Here is an 18,873-nt window from a genome sequence, read left to right as displayed (position 1 = left end):
TTTTTGGATCAAAGAAACCGGATCGGCAGATTGAATCGATAGCTCGGTTCAGCAAGTCCGTCGGGCGCGGTCGGGAAACGCCCCGCCCGCTGCACGGCGCTGATGCCAGCCTGGTCAATCTGAGCATTGCCTGACGAGGCCGCAACCGCAACGCTTTGCAGCCGCCCGTCCCGTCCGATGCTCAGTTGCAGAGTGACGACCCCCTGCCCTGAAACACGCGGCTTGCGCCGCTCGATCCGCGCATGGATCTGCGCGCCCCAACGAGCCATCAAACTCTGCCGTTCAGAGGCCGAAAGCGTCGCGGCTGTCGCTGTTTCCGCCTGGCCTTGAGCTTCTGCGCCGCCAGAACCGGCGGCGATTTGCTGCGGCTGCGCCGCACGCGGCGGCGATGTCTGCGGCGCGGTTTGTTGGACCCTTTGCGGTCGCTCTGGCCGCAGGTCTGGCCGCTGCGAGCGGGCGACGGCCAGCGGGGAGACAACCTCGCGCATCGCATCGGGCGGCACATCTGGCGTGAAGGGCTGTTCCAGGCCCGGCGGTGGCGTTTGATGCCGGTTCTCCGTGACCAGAGGCTGCGGCCTGGTTATTGCGTCGAACATGTCGGGGCTCGGTAGAGCCATCATTTGGTTCATCGGCGCGACTGCCGGTGCGGGCGCCTGAGGGCGGAGCGGCAGGCGTTCTGGGATGACCAGCTCCATCGCCAAGGACGTGGCCGCTGGCTGCGTGTGAACCGGCTCTGGCGCTGTTGGCGCGATAATCTCCTGGGCCATTGGCGGCGGCGAGAGGGTATCGGGTTCCACAACCTCCGGCGGTCGGGTCCACAAAGCGACCATCTCGGCAATGTTGCCCGATGCCGCTTCGAGTGTCGCACGATCATTGCCGCCCTGTCCGGCCCCGGACGCGCTGCCATCTGGGAGTTGCACGAAGGCCGCCGCATGCACCGCCACCGAAAGCGTCAGAAACGCTGGGACCTGCCAGGATGTCCTCATGGCGCCCCCGCAATCAGCGCGATATCCGTAATCCCGACAGAGGCCAGTTCGGGCAGAAGCGTGGCCAATACACTGGCGGGCAAGTCGGCATCGGCGCGAATCGTCAGCGGCCCCGCATCGGGCGCGCGGCCGCGAAGGGCCTCGAAAACGGCTCTATTTCGGGCCGTTTCGTAGGCAAAGCTGCCATCGGCGGCGATATAAAGTGTATCTGGCATGGCCTCGGTCGGTTCCGGCTCTGCCTCGGGCGGGGTGATCGGAAAGGGTTCCGGCGGAGTGATCTGGGCCGTCATCAGAAAGAAGATCAGCAGCAAGAAGACGACATTGATCATCGGTACGATGCTTTCGCCGCGTTTGCGGCGGGGTATCGGGCCAAAATCCATCATTCGACCAGCACCAATCGCGTAAAGCCAGCCTGCTCCAGAACCGACATCACCGTCACCAAGCGCTGTAAACTCGCGCCATCGACCGCGCGCAGAATGATCGTGTCACCCGGCGTATCGGTCAGTGGAGTAAGTGCTGCGGCAAGCCCGTCGATCTCTGTGACGCGCCCGTTGAGTCGCTGACCGTCCGGCAATACATCGACCAGCCGTGGCGGGCCGGAATAGGTGGCACCCTGCCCGGCGACGGCCAGCGGCAAGGCGCCGTCTTGGCCAAAGCGCGCCGCGAGCATGAAGAACACCAGAAGCAAAAACACCACATCGATCATCGGCGTCAGGCTCGGGCGGCGTCTGGGCCGACCTATGGCGAAGTGGAAGCTCATGCGGTGGGCCCGCGCGTGAAGATTCGGGTTGCGGCGTCTTCCATATCCGCTTGGACACGGTCCACGACGCTCTCGAACCAGGTCAGCGCCATTGAGGCGGGGATTGCCACGGCCATCCCGGCGGCCGTGGTCAAGAGCGCCTCCCAGATGCCGCCGGCCAATGTGGCGGGGTCGGCGCGGGTGCCCGCGACTTGCAGGGCCTGGAATGCGGCAATCATCCCCAAAACAGTCCCTAACAAGCCCAAAAGCGGCGCAATCGTCGCGATCAACTCCAAGGCGCGGAGGCCGCCGCGCGCATCGGACAGCAAGGATTTCGCGACCCGGGTGGTTTCTTCTCGGGCGCTGTCATTGTTCAGGGTGGTGTCGCGGCGGGCGCCCATAGCAACCAACGCCAGCTGGGCGCGCAACGACCGCCGTCCGGTCAGGTCCTCACCCGCCGCCGCTTCTCCGGCTTGCCATCGTCTGACGGCCTCATCTGTCACCGCGCCGCCCGACCAAGCGCCCATCTGCGCCAGTTGCCAGGTTTTCCACAGGATGAGCGCCAAAGTGATCACCGACAGCGTGGCAATCGCCCAAATCGCTGGACCACCCTGCGCGAGGAACTCCATCATCTCCGTCATGCACGTGCCCTCTTTTCTGCGGCGTCATCCCAAAGGATATCCAGGATCGCATCAAGCCCGTCGCCGAGCGCTGCAGGCCCAGGCTGCAGGATGAGCGGCGACTTTATCTCGGCAATCCGCCCATGTTTCACCGCTGGAATCGTATGCCACCCAGAGCGGTTTGCGATCTTCTCTGGGCGCACCTTCTTGCCGCACCAACTGGCGATGATCACGTCGGGCGCTGCGGCGATCACATCGCAAGGATCGATAATTCGGTTCTTGGCGGCTTGCTCCTGGCGGAGATGAGCGAACACATCCTCCCCACCGGCCAGTTCGATCAATTCACTGACCCAGGCGATGCCGGAGATCGGCGGCTCGTCCCATTCTTCGAAATAAACCCGGGGCCGGGTTGGCCTCGGCATATCCCGTAAACGCTGCAGCCTGGCCTCGAATTTCGCGGCCAACGCCTTCGCTTTCGCGCCGGCGCCAACCAGTGCGCCGACAGTGCGGATCATCGCAAGAATGCCGCTGATGTCGCGCTGGTTAAACGCATGCACCGAAATGCCCTCACGGATCAGTTGCGCGACGATATCAGCCTGCAGATCAGAGAAGGTCAGGACCAAATCAGGCTCTAACGCATGGATTTTGGCGATATCGGCAGAGGTAAAAGCTCCGACACGCGGCTTTTCTTGGCGGACCTGTGGCGGGCGCACGGCATAGCCGGTCACACCGACAATCCTATGCTCTTCGCCCAACAGGTAGAGCGTTTCGACCGTCTCTTCGGTCAGGCAGATGATCCGGCTGGGCGGGAATGCTTTCATCGCTTTGCCTCCGTCTTCATCCACTCGGTGACGCCTTCGGCAACGGCGTCATAGACGGCACGGCCGATCGCTTCGCCGATATCCGTGTGAAGCCCGGCATAGGCAATATCGCCCGGTGGACAGGCCAGCGCGATACAATCGGTGCCGGTGCCGGTCGCGGCACCTTCCGGCAGAGCCGGGCCATTGGCGATGATGGCGGCGGTGCGGGCTTGCGTCGCGATGCTGAGCGCTTCGGTCATCGCGGCATTGCTCACCCCGTGAGAGAGCGCCACCAGCAAATTGACCGTGCCATACTGTTCCGCCAAGACAGGCTGCCGATATCCCACCCGTTCAGCGTTCGAGAGGCCAACTGTCGCAAGACAGTCAGCGGCTACATTGCCAGTTTTCGCCCGTGTTAGAGTATATTTCTCGACATTGCGCGAGGTTAGCATGGTCACGGCGTCTGACGGCCCCCGCCGCGTCATTTCTTGATTTAGCCAAGCGATGGCGTCGAGGTCTTTCGGCAGGTCCGCGTCCCGCACCTCGCGCCACAATACGTGTTGCGCCAGGACGAGCCCTGGCCGGAAGGGCGCCCAGCTGATCACGCGCATTGGTTGGCCCAAATCGGCCATCAGCCAAGGCCTGTCGAGCGTGGCGCGGATCATCGGGTCGACTCCAGTGGTTGGAAGATCAGCCCGTGATCGGTTTCAACAAGATGGGCGGCAATGCCAAAGACGCAGTGCAGATGCTCAGGCGTCAGGACATCCTTCGGTGCACCGTCTGCCACAAGGCGACCTTTGTCGAGGAGCAGCAGCCGCGTGCAATGCCGCGCGGCCAATCCCAAATCATGCAAGGCCGCCAAGACGGTTTTGCCTTGTGCAGCCAGCCGGGCAAAAATCTGCATCGTGGTGATCTGGTGGGCGGGATCGAGCCCGGCAATCGGTTCGTCCGCCAGAATAAGCGGCGTATCCTGCGCCAAAACGCGCGCGATTAAGACGCGTGCCTGTTCGCCGCCGGAGAGCTCCGTCGCGGGCCGTGTTTCGAACCCAGTGAGACCCATATCGTCCAGCGCTTGCGCAGTTGCCTTATGGTCGTCTGGCTTGGGTTGTGCACCGCCAGCCAGATGCGGCACCCGACCCAGAAGCACCAGGGTCTCCACAGCAACAGGCCAGGCGATTTCGCGGGTTTGCGGCATCCAAGCGACGGTTTTGGCGCGTTCGCGGCGCGGCATCTGGGCCAGATCGGATCGGCCAGTATGAGGCTGAAGCCCGAGAATCGCCCGTAATAGGGTCGTTTTTCCGGCACCGTTGGGCCCAATCAAGCCGACAACCTCACCAGAGGTGAGTGACAGGCTGACACGGTCGACGACCGGGCATTCGCCCCGATGAACGGTCAGGTTGGTGACGGTCAGCGCGCTCATATCATCTGCTTCCGCGTCTTATAGATCAGATGAAGGAAAAGCGGTGCGCCGACGATCGCCATGAGGACGCCGAGTTTCAGATCCCGATCGGGGAGCACCAGGCGGACGGCGATGTCGGCCGCAAGAACCATCGCCGCACCGCCAAGCGCGGAGGCAGGCAAAAGGGCGCCCGGGCGTGCGCCGACAAACGGGCGTAGAATATGCGGCACCACAAGGCCGACGAACCCGATAGCCCCCGCCACCGCCGTCGCCGCGCCGACCGACGCGGCGACACCGGCAACCAATCTAAGGCGCAATTGACTAAGGTTGATGCCCATGGATTCCGCCGCATCTTGGCCCAGCGTCAGGGCATCAAGGCCGCGCCCGAGGCTCGCCAAAAGGACCCACCCGAGCAGCATGACTGGTAGGGCGACGGTCACATGATCAAAGGACCGATCCGAAAGAGACCCAAGCATCCAGAACACGATTTCACTCACCGCGAAAGGGTTGGGCGAGAGGTTGAGAACCAAGGAGAGGAAGGCCCCGGCCAGTGCGCTGATCGCGATGCCTGCGAGGATCAATGTGAGCGATCCGCCTCGGCGGCCGGCCAGAACGAGGAGGAGTAGAACAGAGATCAATGCGCCGGTTAGAGCCGAAACAGGCAGTGCCAACGCAAAGCTCGTGGCAAATCCCGTTTGCAGGGCAAGCACCGCGCCCAAGGCTGCGGAGGAAGAGACACCGATCAATCCGGGTTCGGCCAGGGGGTTCCGCAAGAACCCTTGCAGTGCCGCGCCGGAGAGTCCCAAGCTAACCCCCACCATGACGGCCAGAATGGCGCGGGGCAGGCGAATCTCGCGCATCACAAGGGTCACCGCCTCACCTTCCCCGCCGAGCAGGGCGGAGAGGCTTTGGCCGATGCCAAACCCCGCCGGCCCAACCAAGAGCGAGAGGCCGAACAGCACCACGACCAGAGCCGTCAAACCGGAGAGGAGCAGCGACAGTCTCATTCCGCCTCCATCCCGTCCCGCAGGGTTGTCAAATCTGAGAGCGCGGTCAAAACCTGCGGCGTCCCGCAGACCCAGTCGGGTCCGCTGACATGCCCCTGCCCCGCCGCAATGAGCGCCTCAAGAGCGGGATGATGCAGAATATCCTCGGATCGGGAGTTGCCGGGGTATGTTCCGGTGCTGATCACCACATCTGGCGCAGCCACGGCCAGAAGCTCTAGCGCCAAGCGACCGCTGCTGTCCCGCCCCAGTTCGTCGGCGATATGGCGGAACCCGGCGGTGGTTAGGATCTCATGAGACAGGGTGCCAGTGCCCAGAGAATAGCCGTTTGGGTAATAGAACGCCGCCCGCGGCCCGGTTTCAGGGCGGGTCAGCGCATCCAGATCAGTCTCAAAGGCTTCGGCGCGCGCGGCGGCCTCCTCTTCCCGATGGAGAAGCGCACCGACTTCGGCCAGGCGGTCCGTGACTTGATCAAGCCCGGTGACAATGTCGATCTGCGCCACCTCAACCCGCAAACGGCGCAGCATCGAGACAACGGCGGGGTCGGAATAGACGCCGGCCAAGACCAAATCGGGGCGGAGCAGATAAATCTCTTCGGCACCGCCAAAATTCGCAGGATAGGCCGCGGCCTCCAAATGCATAGGAGAGATCAGCGGATCGGTGGCAATATCGCTGACCGAGATCAACTGCCCCGGCGCGGCCAGCATCATCGCGAGCTGGTCGGTGCAGAGATTCATCGAGACGACACGCTCGGGCATGTCGGCCCAACTGGGCGCGGCGGCAGCCACAAAGGCCACCGCCGCACCAAGCCTTATGACGCGGCTAGAAGGACGCACGGACGCCAAGGTAAAACGCCCTGTCGCTGGTGCCGTAGCCAAGCGTGGTCTGATACTCCTCATCGAAGATGTTCTCAACGCGCAGATATACCTCGGTCGCATCGTTCACGGCATAGCCAAGAGACATGTTCGCAACGGTATAGTCGGGCATATCGAACGGGGTGCTGGCAAAGGTCGGTGGCGGGCCGAACACGCGATCTTGACGTCCGGCGACATGCTGCACTGTGACTGTTCCGCTCCAGAGGTCATTGAACTCTGCGCGTAGTCCAAGAGTAAGATCATGTAGTGGGACGCGGGCCAGGCGATTGCCGCTGATTTCTTCACTGTCGGTGTAGGTATAGTTGCCGAAGAGCGAATAGTTGTCGTTCAGCGCAAGTTCCCCGGTCAGCTCGATCCCCCGCGACACTGTTTTGCCAGGCACCTGTACGTAACCGCCGCCTCGGAAGTCTATCAGATCATCAATCTCGGTATAGAATAAAGCCGCCCCGACCCTGCCATTCGCAAATTCGCGCTCGATGGCCAACTCGGCACTGCGGCTTTCTTCGGGCTGCAGATTCGGGTTGGGCGCGCCAAAGGGACCATAAAGCTCATTGAGCGAGGGCGCGCGGAAGCCGGTTGCAATAGATGCGCGGATCGTGGTGTTGGCGTCAGGTCGCCACGCCAGCGCGGCGCGGCCTGTTGTGGCGCCACCAAAAACCGAATGCTCGTCGTATCGCACTGCCAATGCCAGATCGACGTCGTTGCCAAGGCGGGTGGTATACTCTCCCAGAAGTGTGGCGACGGAGTAATCCGCCTCGGTGCGTCCGCCTGTGCCAAAGGACAGGTAATCCTCACGGGTATAATCCGCCCCGATCACAAGGCCCTGTTCGCCCGCCAGATCGATTGTCCCGCGATAGGAGAACCCGAGCCGGTCGCCTTCGAAATTGGTCACCGATGATGTGGAATTCGGATCGGACCGATCAATGCGGAAGGCCTGAACCGCGATTTCATGATCGATATGGACGCCGTCGAATTGCGCGAAGATCCGTGCACCCAACTGTTCTGAGGTCAGGAAGCGGTCGGAATCTCGGCCCGCCCCGCCGCCTGAATCGAAGTCGGACCGCGAATCCAGGTAGATGACACTGCCGCCGATCGTGACTGTTTCCGACAACTCATAGGTGCCGGTAAAGCTCAGCGTCGTGGATTCGTACCCATCCGCTTCGGTGTTGCCGAGGTTTTCATCGGCGGCCGAGAACCCGTCAGTCACGACGCGAGTGGCGCTGAAGGCCAGTGTGCCGCGGTCAAAACGGGTCGCGATGCCGACTTCGCCGAGGTAGGAGTCATAGGTTCCGCCCTCGGCATTCACGATAATGTCTGTCCCGTTCTCGTCAGGCGCTTGCAGGGTGGTGATGTTGATCACGCCGCCAATGGCCTCGGACCCGTAGATGGCGCTCTGCGAGCCATACAAGACCTCAATCCGGCTGATGCCGCCGGTGGTCAATGTGCCGAAGTTGAAGTTTGTTTGCGTGCTGGACGGATCTGTCACGTCGATCCCGTTGATCAGAACGGGGATGTAGTTGCCGTTGAGCCCGCGGATCCGAAGCGTTGTGTTCGTACCAACCGGGCCGTTTTGTGTGACGGAAATGCCCGGCAGGGTTTCGAGGTAGTCCGACAGTTGGACATCCCCGGCGGCGTCGAGGTCGTCCTCATCCACGACTTCGACACTGACGCCGGTGCGATTTGCCTCGATCGCGGTCAGGCCAGCCGAGAAGATGATTTCAGGCAGTTGGAACACTGGCTCCTGCGCCAGAGCGGATGTGGTTGTCAGAAGGGTCGCAGCAACGGCGCCCAGTGTCTTATTCATAATGTCCCCCTTGTCAGCCCGTCCCCGGGGCTGCGTGGTGCAACGATTTGTCTTTGGAAGGGGGATGGCCCCGCCGCAGACGGTGAGAGTGCCACCACGACGGAAAGACCGTTGCCCATGACGCCTCCCGCGTCCGAACAGGGTGATCACCTCGGCAGGTCTCCTGACTCGCGGGTCGACGCTTGGCTGGGCCTTCCCGTGGCCCATGTGGGGCCGCAGTGGCATAGTCCAGTCTCGCTCGCCGCTTACAGTTGCGGGGGCAGCCACGGAGTTTCACCGTGTTCCCTTTTACCCAGACGACTCACGCCGCCCGGACCGAAGTAGGATGTGCTTACGCCGCGCGGGCCTCTGGCTCAAGTCCGAATGCGACGGTTTGATTGCGGGAATGCGGCGCGACGGCTCAGACCATCAGGCCGCGTCGTCGCGGCCCGAAGAGTGCCGCCAGAGCCAAGATCACCCCAGAGACGGATGCGATCATACCCGCGGCGCTCACCGAATCGTCCCCGCCGAGCCAAAGTGGGCCATAGCCTGCGAAGACATACCCAAGCGTCGCCGAGAGCGTTGCAAACACCACGCTCCAGGTCACTTGGCGACTCAAACTGTCGGTCATCAGACGCGCGGCGGCGGGGGGGCAGATGAACATGGCGATCACGATGATCGACCCGACCGCATCGAAGGCCGCCACGGCCGCGATAGCGGCGATCATCACCAGGGCGATACTTAGAAAGCCGGTCCGCATGCCCATGACCTGCGCGAAGCCTTCATCGAAAGTGGAGATTTTCAGAGGCCGCCAGAAGACCAGGGTGAAAAGGACAACCAGGGCCAAAACCACGGCCAACCGAGAGAGTTCATGTGGCAACCCAGCGAGCGCCTGTGTGTCAAGGAGCGAGTGCCAGCCGGTGGCTTCCAGCCAGATCAGGCTTTCCAGGTTGCCCATCAGCGCGTGTTCGACATCCAAATGCACTGAGGAGGTGTCGGAGCGCTCGAGGAGCAATACACCACCCGCAAACATCGCGGTAAAGACCACCCCCATGGCCGCGCCGGTTTCGATCCGGCCCAGACGGCGGATCGCTTCGATCAAGACAACGGAGATCAGCGCGGCGCCCGCGGCGCCCAGCATCATTGGCCAAGCGGTGACTGCGCCGGTCAGCAAGAAGGCTACGACGATCCCGGGGAGGACCACATGAGAGATCGCATCGCCAATCAGAGCCTGACGGCGCAGCACCAGGAAGTTGCCAGGCAGGGCGCATGCGATCGCCGCGAAGATGCCGATCAAGAGCGGCGTGAGCGAGAGGGGGACGAATTCGGCGCCGCTCATGGGGTCACCTCGCGCGGGGCGGCAATCCGTGTGTCGAGATCGCGGAGCTGATCCTTGGTCAGGATCGTTTCCAGATGGGTCAGCCCGTCATAGCGCGCAGCGGTCGCTTCATGGGCTTGTAACCCGCGCAAGATCTCCCAGCGTTTTTCATCCAGCAGAGCTTTTGCCGCTCGGGCCTGCCCCTCTTCGGTCGCGACGCCATCGGCGCGGGCCAACCCCTCCCGTTGCAGCAGGCGGAGTGTGTACCCTTCGTAGATCGGCTGGCCTTGCGCCAATGCCAGAAGCCCTTGACGGCGATGAACACGGCGGCGGTATTGCAAATGCGTCAAGACCGAGGACAACACGCCGCGCGCGGGCGAGAACAGAAGCGAGAGCACGAAGAGTCCAAACGCCACCAGCACGATGATCGGCCCGGTGGGTAAGGCCGGGGCCGAAGCAGAGATCGCTGCACCGACATAACCAGAGAGACCACCCAAGCCGCCCGCAATCAGCCAGACCCGCTCGGTCCGTTCGGTCCAGAACCGGGCTGTCACCGGCGGAATGATCAACAGAGCGACAATCAGGATCAGCCCGACAATCTTGAGTCCAACCACCGTAACGGCCAGAACCAGCCCCATCGTGGTCAGGTCGATCCGCGCGACGTTCAGACCCGATGCGGCTGCATAGTCACTGTCAAAGGCCACAAGTGACATCGGCCGTCTGAGGAGCAGAGTCAGCGCCAGAACCAGCGCCCCGCCCACCGCAATCAGTATCGCATCGGATAACAGCATCCCCGCCGTAGAACCCAAAAGGAGCGAGTCGAGCCCAGCTTGCCGCCCGGCGCTCATCCCTTGGATTACAGTCAGCAAGACCACACCGGCACCGAAAAACACCGAGAGCACGGCTCCGATGGCCGAATCCTCGCTGAGCCGTGTGCGATTGCTCAGCCATTGAACGCAAAGCAGCCCAACCCAGGCCGACAGCGCCGAGCCGATGAGCAGCCCGATCAGGCTTCGCCCGTCCATGCCGAACCAGACCATAACGATAAAGGCCAACCCGACACCGGGCAGTGTCGCATGGCTGATCGCGTCGGAGACCAGGGCGCGTTTGCGGAGGAAAAGGAAGGTGCCCGTCACCCCCGCCGCGATGCCGAGCAGCATCGCGCCGATGGCAACCAACGTGGCGTTATAGCCAAGCTGGAGGGTGAGCGCCTCAAGCAGCATGGGCCTAGCCCGCTTGGCTCAGCCGGTCGATCTGCGCCGTGGCCAGCCGCCCGCCATAGGCCGCTTGCAAGGTCTCGGCAGTGAAGGCCTCGGCCACCGTGCCTTCGGCAATGGGCCGCGTGTTGATCAGGAATGCGTGGTCGAAATACTGCTCGACCGTGGCGAGGTCATGATGCACGGCGATAACGGTTTTACCCTCGGCTCTGAGGCTTTTCAGAACCGCAATGATTGCCTTTTCGGTGGCGGCATCGACACCGGCAAACGGCTCGTCCAGCAAATAGAGATCGGCCTTCTGTGCCAGCGCCCGGGCCAGAAACACCCTTTGCTGCTGCCCGCCGGAGAGCTGGCCAATTTGCCGGTTCGCGAAATCACTCATGCCAACCCGCTCCAGAGCTTCGGCGGCGGTCTGGCGGTGCTCCCCGCGCACCAGGCGCAAGAGGCCCAGCTCACGATAGAGCCCCATCAACACCACGTCCAAAACCGTGGTCGGGAAATCCCAGTCCACGCTGGCACGCTGCGGCACATAAGCGATGCGCCCGCGTTGACTATCCAGCGGTTGGCCAAAAACCGTCACATGGCCCGACAGGGGACGAATAATGCCCAATGCGGCCTTTAAGAGGGTCGATTTCCCGGCGCCGTTCGGCCCGATGATGGCGGTCATCGATCCCGGCTGGACGGTCATATCGACCGAGAAGATCGCCGGTTTCTCACCGTAAGACACCGTCAGCCCCCGGATCGCCAGGGGGCTGAGAGCGATATTGGCTGCCTGGGCGCGATGGCCGTTTTGGGTTGCCAGATTTAGTGCCGTCATAAGAGCCTCTTACATGCCTGCCGAGAGCAGACCATTCATGCCGCGTTCCGGCGCGGTGCCGCCGAGCGCGCGGGTGATCACCGTCACATTGTGATCGATCATGCCGAGATACGTGCCTTCATAGCTGCCATCGGCGCCCATCGCGTCGGAATAGAGCTCGCCACCGACGATCACCTCATGGCCTTCCGCTGCGGCCCCTTCGATCAGAGCGCGGATATTGCGATCAGAGACGGAGCTTTCGACGAAAACCGCGCCCACTTGTCGCTCGACAAGCAGATCGACCAATTCGGCAATCCGCGCCAGCCCGGCCTCGGATTCAGTCGAAATCCCCTGGATTCCCATGACCTCAAACCCATGCGCATTGCCAAAATAGTTGAATGCATCATGGGCGGTCAAAAGCACGCGCGCCGTCTCAGGGACGGTGCCCAAAACTTCGTCGGCATAAGCGGCCAGTTGGGTCAGATGCTCGGTATGGGCGGCGGCGTTCGCCGCAAAAATCTCTGCATTGTCGGGCTGCACATCGCTCAGCGCTTCTTCGACTTCGGCCACGACAAGCGCCCAAAGCTCCGGGTCCATCCACACATGTGGGTCAAACCGACCGTCGTAATCGTCATGCGCCAAGAGAACGTCGCGCGGCATTTCTTCGGCTACCGCGACAACTGGCCGGTTTTGACCCAGATCGGCAAAGAAGTCTTCCATCTGCGCTTCCAGGAACAGCCCATGCCACAGCACCAGATCGGCGCGTGTCATGGCGACGATATCGCTGCGGGTTTGACGATACGCATGTGGGTCGACACCCGGCCCCATCAGGGCCTGCACCTCGACCAGATCGCCGCCAACCACACGCGCGGCATCGGCAACCATGCCTGTGGTGGCCACAATCGTCATCCGATCTTGGGCCATGGCCGCGCCCGAGAGCGCCAAAACAGTGGCCGCAGCCGTCAACAGAGATTTCATCATCGTCACAGAATCCGTTCCTTTGAACGCCGTCTCAATTGATATTGCGACTGACTCGCAGAAAGTCAATGCTTTTGCGAGTCAGTCGCAAACTGTAACTGCGCCAGACACGACTTTCGAAGGCTCTGGAGCCTTCGCTTTCTGTGAAACTGTGTTGGTTGACGCTAGAGTTTAGAGAAGAGTGACGACATCGTCACTTGAAGACTCGCGCGTTCCGATGGGGTCATTGTGTCGAGCATATTCGCCTCGACTGTGCGCGCGGCCGTCTGCAACCGGTCGAACTCTCGCTGACCGGTGTCGCTGAGCTGGACGATCAAACGGCGTCGGTCCTGCCGATCTTGTTTCACATCGATCAGGTCCAGATCTTCCAGCCGCCGCTGCGCCCGGCTGACCCGTGCCGCATCCATTGCGGTCAGGATACACAGGTCATTGGAGGAGCAGGGTTGATTGGTCGGCAACGCCATCATGATCCGCCATTCGGGCAGTTGCAGCCCGCTGTCAGACATAATGGTCTGAAACAAACGTGACGACACAACCGCCATTTGGAATGGAAGAAAATCACTTAGTTCAAACGTTTTGCTCTGTGACGAGTCTCTCATGGCTGGACTCTTTCTATGCACTCATACGGTAATATTTTAAGGTTTAATGTTAGATTTCGATAGGGTGCAACTAAAAATTGTACGAACTTGCCGCTACGTGATCTTCCACTGGTTGTGCGAAATCAGCCTAAAATACTGTAAAATATGATTTTCTCCCATAAGGGCAGTCGCGTCCAGGTTGCGGGTGCGGTTTGCGGCATTTTGTGCGGTTTTCTGACTTGTGTCATCGAAGCCGCCCGCGTATCCCCAAAGGTGGGACACCCCTCCCCAACGAGGGGCGCATATCTGTGAGGATACTACCGATGGTTACGAACACCCCGGCCGCGCGGCCGGTCAATCCGCGTTTTTCATCTGGCCCCTGTGCCAAACCCCCGACATGGACATTGGACAAGCTTGCCGACGCCTCTTTGGGTCGGTCGCATCGCGCCGCTGTTGGCAAAGACAGGCTCAAGGCCGCAATCGAAGGCACGCGAGAGCTGCTGGGCATTCCGGCGGAGTATAAAATCGGCATCGTACCCGCCTCGGACACCGGTGCATTTGAGATGGCGATGTGGAACCTCTTGGGCGCCCGCCCGGTTGAGATGGTGGCCTGGGAAAGCTTCGGCGCGGGTTGGGTGACCGACGTGGTCAAACAGCTGAAGATCGAGGCCGAAGTGCATACGGCCGAGTATGGCGGCATCGTCGATATGGCCGTGTTAGACTATGATCGTGACGTGTGTTTCACCTGGAACGGCACCACCTCGGGCGTGCGAGTGCCGTCGGGCGATGTGATCCCCGCGGACCGGGCTGGGCTGACGCTCTGCGATGCAACCAGCGCGGCCTTCGCGCAGGATTTGCCTTGGGACAAGCTCGATGTGACCACCTTCTCTTGGCAGAAAGTCATGGGCGGCGAGGCGGCGCATGGGATGTTGATCCTGAGCCCCCGGGCCGTCGAACGGCTCGAAAACTACGTGCCCGCATGGCCGCTGCCGAAAATCTTCCGTCTGACCAAAGGCGGCAAGTTGATCGACGGTATCTTCACCGGGGCGACGATTAACACGCCCTCGATGCTGGCCGTGGAAGACTATCTGGTTGCGCTCGACTGGGGGCGCGAGATTGGTGGACTACCGGCTTTGATGGCGCGGGCCGACACCAATGCGCAGGCGATTTTCGACTTTGTCGCCACCAAGCCCTGGATCGAGAACCTGGCCAATGACCCCGCGACTCGGTCCAACACCTCGGTCTGTCTGAAGTTCGTCGACCCGCGCATTTCGGATGGTGCCGGTTTTGCCAAAGCTGTCGCCAAGCGGTTGGAGGCTGAAGGGATTGCGCTTGATATCGGAGCCTACCGTGATGCGCCTCCCGGTCTGCGGATCTGGTGCGGTGCGACGGTGGAGACCTCGGACATCGAAGCGATGCTGCCTTGGCTGTCCTGGGCCTTCGACGCCGAGATCGACGCCCAGTCCGAAGCGGCCTGACATCCCTTATTAGACCCTATTCTCTGACAGAAGGAGCGCCTGAGATGGCCCCCAAAGTTCTGGTTTCCGACAAGCTGAGCGAAACCGCCGTGCAAATCTTCCGCGACCGTGGAATCGATGTGGATTTCGAACCCGGTCTTGGCAAAGACAAAGACCGCCTGCTGGAAGTAATTGGCCAATATGACGGTCTCGCCATCCGATCCGCGACCAAGGTGACCGAGAAAGTCATCGCTGCGGCCAGCAATCTGAAAGTTGTCGGCCGCGCCGGGATCGGCGTTGACAATGTGGACATCCCCGTGGCCTCGAAGAAGGGGATCATTGTGATGAACACGCCCTTCGGGAACTCGATCACCACGGCGGAGCACGCGATCTCGATGATGATGGCCGTGGCGCGGCAAATCCCAGAGGCGAACGCCTCCACCCATGCGGGCAAATGGGAAAAGTCGCGTTTCATGGGCGTCGAGTTGACCAACAAGACCCTGGGCGTGATTGGCGCCGGGAATATCGGCTCTATTGTGTGCGATCGCGCCTTGGGGCTGAAGATGAAGGTTGTCGCCTATGACCCGTTCCTCAGCGAAGAGCGTGCGATGAAAATGGGTGTCGAGAAGGTCGAACTGGAAGAGCTTCTGCCGCGCGCCGATTTCATAACCCTACATGTGCCCTTGACGGACAAGACCCGGAACGTCCTCAGCGCCGAGAACATTGCGCAATTGAAGCCAGGCGTTCGCATCGTCAACTGCGCCCGCGGTGGCTTGGTCGATGAGGATGCTTTGGCCGAGGCTTTGAAAAATGGCCACGTCGCGGGGGCCGCCTTTGACGTCTTCGCCGTCGAGCCCGCCACCGAAAGCCCACTTTTCAACCTGCCCAATGTGGTTGTGACCCCGCATCTGGGGGCCGCCACCACCGAGGCGCAGGAAAACGTGGCCCTGCAAGTGGCCGAGCAGATGTCGGACTATCTGTTGACCGGCGCTGTCTCCAATGCGCTCAACATGCCATCCGTCACCGCCGAAGAGGCCGCTGTCATGGGGCCGTGGGTGAAACTGGCCGAGCATTTGGGCGAGTTTGTTGGCCAACTGACCGAGGAAGCGATTGAAGAGATTTCGATCACCTATAACGGTCTGGTCAAAGATATGAACCTTGAGGCGCTGAATTGCGCGGCCATTGCCGGGCTGATGAAAGCGACCAACCCGGATGTGAACATGGTCTCCGCCCCGGTGATCGCGAAGGAGCGGGGCGTGGAAATCTCCACCACCACCCAGGACAAAACCGGTGTGTTCGAAGGCTATATCCGTCTGCAAGTGAAGACGCCGGAACGGCAACGGTCGATTGCGGGCACCGTCTTCTCCGACGGCAAACCGCGCTTCATCCAGATCAAGGGGATCAATATCGACGCCGAGGTGGGGGAACATATGCTCTATACCACCAATGACGATGTTCCGGGCATCATCGGCACGCTTGGCCATACGATGGGCGAGCATGGGGTGAACATAGCGAACTTTACCCTGGGCCGGTCTGGGGCCGGACAGGATGCGATTGCCCTGCTCTATCTCGACGATCAACCGCCTGCCGAAGTGCTGGAGACGTTGCGTGCCACAGGCCTGTTCCAACAGGTCCGCCCATTGCGGTTCTCGGCGGCATAGATACCTGCGGCCCGCCTTGGACAAACCGTTAAGGCGGGCCGTGTTCGGCTTGAACAGGCGCAACTTTCGCGCCACTCTGGGTCTCGTCGCATCTGCAACGGATTACCCATGGCCGAGCCCTTCCACCTCGATTCATTCCTGCCCTATCGGATGATGGTATTGGCTGGCCGCCTGAGCCGGGAATACTCGCAGATTTATCACGACCGGTTTGGCCTTTCTCGGGCCGAATGGCGGGTTGTGGCGCATCTCAGCCAAGAAAGTGCAGTCTCCGTGCGAGAGATCCATGCCCGCGTGGACATGGACAAATCCAAGGTTAGCCGCGCGGCGACCCGGCTGGAAGAGGCGGGCTACATCACCAAACAGACCAGCACCTCTGACCGGCGCTTGGTCGAGCTTGCTTTGACAGAGAAAGGTCGCGCGATGATGGCGGAGCTGACGCCGCTCGCGCATGCGTATCAGGCCGAGTTGATGGCGCGGCTTGGCGCAGATGCAGACGGCTTTCTGGCAGGCGTCGAGGCGCTTTTGGAGAAATCGGGCGGGTAGGTTTGGTGTTTCAAGAGCGATCTGGACGCGGGCCCATCTTCAGTATCGGATGCAGGCCCATCCTCACACGGCACAACGTCGAGACCTCGCGTTGGACCGGGCCGCCGCTCCGGATCGCATTGATTTCCGATCTGCATATCTGTTGGCCTTGGGTCACTCCCGATGCGTTGGCGCGGGTTGTGGCGGGCGTGAATGCGCTGGAACCTGATCTGATCTTGCTACCCGGTGATTTTCTGATTGGCCGCAAACTGCCCTCTTTGCCGACCGATGCGGAGACAATCGCTCAAACGCTCGCAGCACTCGCCGCGCCGCTGGGCGTGTTTGCGAGCCTTGGCAATCACGATTGGAAGGATTGCCGTCAGGCGCGGCGCAATGACTATGCGCATGGGTCTGTTACCCCAGCTCTCGAAGCGGCTGGCATTCCGGTTCTGAGCAATCAGGCTGTGCAGATCCGGAGCCGATCCGAGGCCTTCTGGCTTGTCGGGTTCGACAGTCAGCAAGGTCATGGCTCAACGCACCGTCCGCACCCGCGCCATGATCCAGACCGCGCCTTTGACGCGGTGCCCGAGGGTGCGTCTGTGGTCTTGATGGCGCATGAGCCGGACTATTTCATGGAAGATGACCCGCGCGTCGCCCTCCAGGTCAGCGGCCATACCCATGCTGGTCAGATGAATCTCTTTGGCTGGCGGCCCCTTACGCCGTCTCGCTATGGCGGGCGTTTGGCCTATGGCGCTCATGCCCGAGGAGATGGCCGCCTCATCGTCTCGGCTGGCCTGGGCTATAGTGGCGCACCGCTTAGAATTGGGGCACCGCCGGAGGTCACGCTGGTGTATTTATCCGGTCAAACCGGAGATGGAGGAGAGAACGTATGACCGATATTGTGATCTTGTCAGGAGCACGCACCGCGATCGGCACATTCGGTGGGTCGCTTGCGGGCACCACGCCGATCGACTTGGGTGCGACGGTGGCCAAAGCCGCGCTCGAGCGGGCGGGAGTGGAAGGCGGCCAAATCGGCCATGTGGCTTATGGTCATGTGATCAATACCGAGCCGCGCGATATGTATCTCTCTCGCGTCGCGGCGATGGGCGCGGGCATTCCCGATACAACGCCCGCGATGAATGTGAACCGGCTGTGTGGCTCTGGCGCGCAGGCGATTGTGTCGGTCGTGCAATCTCTGATGTTGGGCGATGCGGATTTCGGTCTCGCAGGAGGGGCCGAGAGCATGAGCCGCGGGCCGCATATCCTACCCGCCGCGCGTTGGGGTCAGAAGATGGGCGATACCGGCGCGCAAGACATGATGCTGGGCGCCCTGAACTGCCCCTTTGGCACCGGTCATATGGGTGTGACGGCCGAAAACGTCGCCTCCGAGCATGAGATCACCCGAGATGCGCAGGATGATTTTGCCATGGAAAGCCAGACGCGCGCGGCGAAAGCCATAGAGGCGGGTTATTTCAAAGAGCAGATCGTGCCGGTTCAGGTCCGGGTGAAACGCGATATGGTGGATTTCGACACCGACGAGCACCCCAAGGCGACCACCCTTGATGCGCTTGGCGGGCTGCGCACCGTGTTCAAGAAAGACGGCACGGTGACGGCGGGCAATGCCAGCGGCATCAACGATGGCGCGGCGGCGCTCGTTATGGCGCGGGCGGAGGCTGCGGAGACGGCGGGCCTGAAACCCCGCGCCCGCATTCTCGGGTATGCCCATGCGGGCGTGCGGCCCGAGGTGATGGGCATCGGCCCGGTGCCGGCGGTTGAGAACCTTCTTGCGAAGACGGGCCTGTCGATCACTGATTTCGATGTGATCGAGTCGAACGAGGCGTTCGCCGCCCAGGCTTTGGCGGTGAACAAGGGTCTCGGTCTGGATCCGGCCAAGGTGAACCCAAATGGCGGTGCAATTGCTTTGGGCCATCCGGTTGGGGCAACGGGTGCGATTATCACCATAAAGGCGCTTTATGAACTGGAGCGCATTGGCGGCTCGAAGGCGTTGATCACCATGTGCATCGGCGGCGGTCAAGGCATCGCACTGGCCATCGAGCGTCTCTAAGCGTCGATTGCGAAAGTAAAAAAGCCCCCCTTGCTGATTTGCAAGGGGGGCTTTTGTTTGGGCATTTGGGGGGAG

General features: G+C 61.6%; 20 protein-coding genes and 1 riboswitch. Of the genes, 5 read left to right on the top strand and 15 right to left on the bottom strand.

Features of this window, described 5'->3' with window-relative positions:
* Nucleotides 1–8: 8 nt before the first annotated feature.
* The 15 genes from GTF44_RS00100 to GTF44_RS00030 all read right to left on the bottom strand — a co-directional run bounded on the left by GTF44_RS00100 (nt 9) and on the right by GTF44_RS00030 (nt 13,021).
* Nucleotides 9–986, bottom strand: coding sequence for a TonB family protein (locus tag GTF44_RS00100; RefSeq protein ID WP_171558881.1), 978 nt, complete (start codon nt 984–986; stop codon nt 9–11).
* Nucleotides 983–1,369, bottom strand: coding sequence for a biopolymer transporter ExbD (locus GTF44_RS00095; protein ID WP_253261241.1), 387 nt, complete (start codon nt 1,367–1,369; stop codon nt 983–985). The genes GTF44_RS00100 and GTF44_RS00095 overlap by 4 nt, the downstream gene beginning before the upstream one ends.
* Nucleotides 1,366–1,746: a biopolymer transporter ExbD gene (locus tag GTF44_RS00090; RefSeq protein WP_171558877.1), complete on the bottom strand. Its 381-nt coding sequence runs from the start codon at nt 1,744–1,746 to the stop codon at nt 1,366–1,368. Before GTF44_RS00090 ends, GTF44_RS00095 begins: the two co-directional genes overlap by 4 nt.
* Nucleotides 1,743–2,366 (bottom strand): MotA/TolQ/ExbB proton channel family protein, encoded by a 624-nt coding sequence (locus GTF44_RS00085; protein WP_171558874.1) that lies wholly within the window; start codon nt 2,364–2,366, stop codon nt 1,743–1,745. Before GTF44_RS00085 ends, GTF44_RS00090 begins: the two co-directional genes overlap by 4 nt.
* Nucleotides 2,363–3,166: a cobalamin-binding protein gene (locus GTF44_RS00080; RefSeq protein ID WP_171558872.1), complete on the bottom strand. Its 804-nt coding sequence runs from the start codon at nt 3,164–3,166 to the stop codon at nt 2,363–2,365. Before GTF44_RS00080 ends, GTF44_RS00085 begins: the two co-directional genes overlap by 4 nt.
* Complete coding sequence (locus GTF44_RS00075) at nt 3,163–3,810, bottom strand: adenosylcobinamide amidohydrolase (protein ID WP_171558869.1); 648 nt, start codon at nt 3,808–3,810, stop codon at nt 3,163–3,165. Before GTF44_RS00075 ends, GTF44_RS00080 begins: the two co-directional genes overlap by 4 nt.
* Complete coding sequence (locus tag GTF44_RS00070; RefSeq protein ID WP_171558866.1) at nt 3,807–4,565, bottom strand: ABC transporter ATP-binding protein; 759 nt, start codon at nt 4,563–4,565, stop codon at nt 3,807–3,809. Before GTF44_RS00070 ends, GTF44_RS00075 begins: the two co-directional genes overlap by 4 nt.
* Complete coding sequence (locus tag GTF44_RS00065; protein WP_171558864.1) at nt 4,562–5,551, bottom strand: iron ABC transporter permease; 990 nt, start codon at nt 5,549–5,551, stop codon at nt 4,562–4,564. The genes GTF44_RS00070 and GTF44_RS00065 overlap by 4 nt, the downstream gene beginning before the upstream one ends.
* The gene (locus GTF44_RS00060) at nt 5,548–6,345 is read right to left on the bottom strand and encodes an ABC transporter substrate-binding protein (RefSeq protein WP_367383452.1); all 798 of its coding nucleotides are present in this window, start codon (nt 6,343–6,345) and stop codon (nt 5,548–5,550) included. Before GTF44_RS00060 ends, GTF44_RS00065 begins: the two co-directional genes overlap by 4 nt.
* A gap of 25 nt (nt 6,346–6,370) precedes the next feature.
* Nucleotides 6,371–8,227, bottom strand: coding sequence for a TonB-dependent siderophore receptor (locus GTF44_RS00055; RefSeq protein ID WP_171558858.1), 1,857 nt, complete (start codon nt 8,225–8,227; stop codon nt 6,371–6,373).
* 135 nt (nt 8,228–8,362) lie between these two features.
* Nucleotides 8,363–8,562, bottom strand: a riboswitch (cobalamin riboswitch).
* A 65-nt stretch (nt 8,563–8,627) separates the two neighbouring features.
* A complete protein-coding gene (locus GTF44_RS00050; protein WP_171558856.1) occupies nt 8,628–9,545 on the bottom strand; it encodes a metal ABC transporter permease in 918 nt (305 codons plus the stop codon).
* Nucleotides 9,542–10,747 (bottom strand): metal ABC transporter permease, encoded by a 1,206-nt coding sequence (locus GTF44_RS00045; RefSeq protein WP_171558853.1) that lies wholly within the window; start codon nt 10,745–10,747, stop codon nt 9,542–9,544. Before GTF44_RS00045 ends, GTF44_RS00050 begins: the two co-directional genes overlap by 4 nt.
* A gap of 4 nt (nt 10,748–10,751) precedes the next feature.
* On the bottom strand, nt 10,752–11,558 hold the full coding sequence (locus tag GTF44_RS00040) for a metal ABC transporter ATP-binding protein (protein ID WP_171558851.1): 807 nt from the start codon (nt 11,556–11,558) through the stop codon (nt 10,752–10,754).
* 9 nt (nt 11,559–11,567) lie between these two features.
* Complete coding sequence (locus GTF44_RS00035; RefSeq protein WP_171558848.1) at nt 11,568–12,518, bottom strand: zinc ABC transporter substrate-binding protein; 951 nt, start codon at nt 12,516–12,518, stop codon at nt 11,568–11,570.
* A 161-nt stretch (nt 12,519–12,679) separates the two neighbouring features.
* Nucleotides 12,680–13,021, bottom strand: coding sequence for a MarR family winged helix-turn-helix transcriptional regulator (locus GTF44_RS00030; protein WP_171558845.1), 342 nt, complete (start codon nt 13,019–13,021; stop codon nt 12,680–12,682).
* A gap of 395 nt (nt 13,022–13,416) precedes the next feature.
* Here GTF44_RS00030 and GTF44_RS00025 point away from each other — a divergent pair, with 395 nt between their 5' ends.
* The 5 genes from GTF44_RS00025 to GTF44_RS00005 all read left to right on the top strand — a co-directional run bounded on the left by GTF44_RS00025 (nt 13,417) and on the right by GTF44_RS00005 (nt 18,798).
* Nucleotides 13,417–14,571 carry a phosphoserine transaminase gene (locus GTF44_RS00025; protein WP_171558842.1) on the top strand — a complete coding sequence of 385 codons (1,155 nt, stop codon included), beginning with the start codon at nt 13,417–13,419 and terminating at the stop codon, nt 14,569–14,571.
* Between the two features lie 44 nt (nt 14,572–14,615).
* Nucleotides 14,616–16,211 (top strand): phosphoglycerate dehydrogenase, encoded by a 1,596-nt coding sequence (gene serA / locus GTF44_RS00020; protein ID WP_171558839.1) that lies wholly within the window; start codon nt 14,616–14,618, stop codon nt 16,209–16,211.
* A 108-nt stretch (nt 16,212–16,319) separates the two neighbouring features.
* Nucleotides 16,320–16,754 carry a MarR family winged helix-turn-helix transcriptional regulator gene (locus GTF44_RS00015; protein WP_145213851.1) on the top strand — a complete coding sequence of 145 codons (435 nt, stop codon included), beginning with the start codon at nt 16,320–16,322 and terminating at the stop codon, nt 16,752–16,754.
* 119 nt (nt 16,755–16,873) lie between these two features.
* Nucleotides 16,874–17,626, top strand: coding sequence for a metallophosphoesterase (locus GTF44_RS00010; protein ID WP_171558836.1), 753 nt, complete (start codon nt 16,874–16,876; stop codon nt 17,624–17,626).
* Complete coding sequence (locus tag GTF44_RS00005; RefSeq protein ID WP_171558833.1) at nt 17,623–18,798, top strand: acetyl-CoA C-acyltransferase family protein; 1,176 nt, start codon at nt 17,623–17,625, stop codon at nt 18,796–18,798. The genes GTF44_RS00010 and GTF44_RS00005 overlap by 4 nt, the downstream gene beginning before the upstream one ends.
* Nucleotides 18,799–18,873: the final 75 nt, after the last annotated feature.

The sequence above is a fragment of the Roseobacter sp. HKCCD6576-2 genome, assembly GCF_013179285.1.
Classification (GTDB): domain Bacteria; phylum Pseudomonadota; class Alphaproteobacteria; order Rhodobacterales; family Rhodobacteraceae; genus Rhodophyticola; species Rhodophyticola oceani.
This window is presented reverse-complemented; position numbering and strand designations above follow the sequence as displayed.